This is a genomic window from Cryobacterium fucosi (genome assembly GCF_004403515.1).
GTDB classification, from domain to species: Bacteria; Actinomycetota; Actinomycetes; order Actinomycetales; family Microbacteriaceae; genus Cryobacterium; species Cryobacterium fucosi.
On the sequence record NZ_SOHH01000081.1, the window covers coordinates 1 to 2,600 of the forward strand.

Annotated in this window: 3 protein-coding genes; 2 read left to right on the forward strand and 1 reads right to left on the reverse strand. The window is 72.4% G+C overall.

Annotated features, from left to right (window positions below):
* The first annotated feature begins 401 nt into the window (after nt 1-401).
* Entirely contained in the window at nt 402-935 is a 534-nt protein-coding gene (locus E3T48_RS11870; protein ID WP_134524268.1) for a GNAT family N-acetyltransferase, read from the forward strand.
* A gap of 211 nt (nt 936-1,146) precedes the next feature.
* Here E3T48_RS11870 and E3T48_RS11875 read toward each other — a convergent pair whose 3' ends face one another.
* Nucleotides 1,147-1,734, reverse strand: a complete 588-nt coding sequence (locus E3T48_RS11875) for an NUDIX hydrolase family protein (RefSeq protein ID WP_134524269.1) — start codon at nt 1,732-1,734, stop codon at nt 1,147-1,149.
* A 157-nt stretch (nt 1,735-1,891) separates the two neighbouring features.
* Between E3T48_RS11875 and E3T48_RS11880 the strand changes: the two genes are divergently transcribed.
* On the forward strand, nt 1,892-2,600 hold a 709-nt coding region (locus tag E3T48_RS11880; protein WP_241986791.1), incomplete at its 3' end, for an ADP-ribosylglycohydrolase family protein.

Consider the following 2,600-nt stretch of genomic DNA (forward strand, 5'->3'; position numbering starts at 1 on the left):
GCACGCCGCTCGGCCCCGCGCCGCGCGCAGGGCTGACCGCCGCGCGTCGCCAACCGCCACGCGCGGTCCGGCTCCATGCGCTCCAGCTCCCCGCGCTCGAGCTCCACGCGCTCCAGCTCACTGAAACGGGCCGGCCTCCCCCCGAGGCCGGCCCGTTTTCCGGTCTCCCACGGAAGTAGCCCTGCCCGTGCCGCTGCCGCTGCCGGCCCTGCACCGTGCATAACTCCTGCTGTTCGCAGCGGGAGGTGCTCACATCCGCGTCAACACGCGCCGGACGATTCGGCCGAACCCGAATTGCAGGAGTTATGCGCGATGGCCGGGCGGAACCCGTCCGGCCGGACCGGACTCGGAGTGGCGCAGGGACGTAAGATGGGCGGCCGGGTCTGAGCTAGTCTCGGGTCATGGTCACCACAGCGCTCATCCGTCCCGTCGTCGAATCGGATGCCGAGAGTCTCGGCCGCGTGCACGCCACCTGCTGGCATGAGACGTACGACAACCAGCTCAGCGCGGCTGCGCTCGAGCATCTCCAGCCCGCGCGCCTGGCCGCGATGTGGCGACGATTCAGCTCACAGGGACCGCAGTACCGCCAGGTGGCCGCGCTCGTCAACGGCGAAATCGTCGGCTTCGCCGGCAGCGGCCCGGCGCGTGACGCCGACAAGCCGGCACCGACGGAGGTGTACTTCATCTACCTGCTGGATGCCTACCACGGCACCGGCATCGGCCAGCAGCTCTTCGACGCCGTCATCGACGAGGGACCGTCGTGCCTGTGGGTCGCCGCCGAGAACGCCCGGGCCCACTCGTTCTACAAGCGCAACGGCTACGCCCCGGACGGCCACCAACAGGACCAGGAATTCCTCGGCGAGGAGCTGCACGAGGTTCGCCTGGTGCGGCCCAGGTCACTCGCCCGGCGCCTGTCACTCGCCACCGCCGAGTAACGCACTCCGCTCGATCGCCGCCGCCGCCCGGGGACGTGGCGGCGCGCAACCGTTTCGCGAACGGTCGGGCCGGAGTTTTTCGCGGCCCGCCGCATCCGCTGCCCGCGGCAACGGCGTGGCGCGAGTTTCTCCACCCTGACCGCGAGCACTGCGTCCCGGGCAGAGAGCGTCCCGCGGCAGGGCGGGCGACAAGGCGCCGGGGAGGGCCGAGCTAGCGGAGCTGCCCGACCGACGCCAGCGCCATCCGCAGGAGGGCGCCGCGGCCGCCCTCCATCTCCGCGGAGACGGCCTCCGAGGAAGCCTCGGCCGGCGTCATCCAGGTGAGTTCGAGGGCATCCTGGCGCGGGTCGCAGGTGCCGGTGACCGGCACGACGTAGACCATCGAGACCGCGTGCTGACGGTCGTCCGTGAACGCGGTGATGCCGGGCATCGGGAAGTACTCGGCCACCGTGACCGGCACCGGGCTGGTCGGCAGCTGCGGGAACGCCATCGGCCCGAGGTCCTTCTCGAGGTGGCGGAACAGCGAGTCGCGCAGGGTCTCCCCGTAGAGAACGCGGCCGGAGACGAGCGTGCGAGTCATCTCGCCGGTCGCCCTGGCCCGGAGCAGCACTCCGACCGAGACGACCTGGCCGAGGCCGTCGACCCGCACGGGAACGGCCTCGATGTAGAGAATCGGCAGTCTGCGCCGGACCTCCGCCAGCTCGATATCGGTAAGCCAGCCCGGGTTCACATTCGGTGGCGGTACGCCGTCGGGGCCAGGCGTCCAGTCCGGATCAGGGTCAGGGGTGCGCACGCTCATGAGTTCATTCTGTCCTACCCGGCGAGCGGATGCGCGGCCCGCCCCACGTCGTCGGCCCACCGCCAGGGTCGAACCCCCGGTTTCGCGGCGGCGGCCGCGCGCCGCCCGCGACCACGAGCCGTACCGATGGACGCCGCCACCCGGTACAGTCGGCCTCGTGGACAGTCGGACGGCAGGCACGAGTACGAGCACAGGCACGGGCACGGGCACGGGCACGGGCACGAGCACGAGCACGGGAGTTGAATCGGCGGAACGGGATCGCGCCCTGGGCGCGTTCTACGGCCTCGCCCTCGGCGACGCGCTCGGCATGCCGACCCAGTCGATGTCCAGGTCCGACATCCTGGCCGACTACGGCCCCCTCGCGGGATTCCGGGACGCGGGCCCGCGCCAGCGGATCGCCGCCGGGATGCCGGCCGGCACGGTCACGGACGACACCGAACAGGCGGTGCTGCTCGCCCGTCTGCTGGTCGAGTCCCACGGCCACGTCGACCCGCGCACCTTCGCGGCCCGCCTTCTCGTCTGGGAACACGGGATGAAGGCCCGCGGATCGCTCGACCTGCTCGGCCCATCGACGAAGGCCGCGGTGCAGCGCCTCACCGACGGCGAATCACCGCTGACGAGCGGCCGGTTCGGCAGCACCAACGGCGCCGCGATGCGGATCACCCCCGTCGGCATCGCGATCGCCCTCGCACCGCTCGGCGCCTTCGTCGACGCGGTCGCCGAGGCCAGCCTGGTCACCCACAACACCACCCTCGGCATCGGCAGCGCGGCCGCGGTCGGCGCGGCGGTGAGCGCCGGGGTGGGCGGGGCCACCCGCGAGAACGCCGTCGCGGCCGCCATCGCCGCCGCCGAGGAGGGCGAACGCC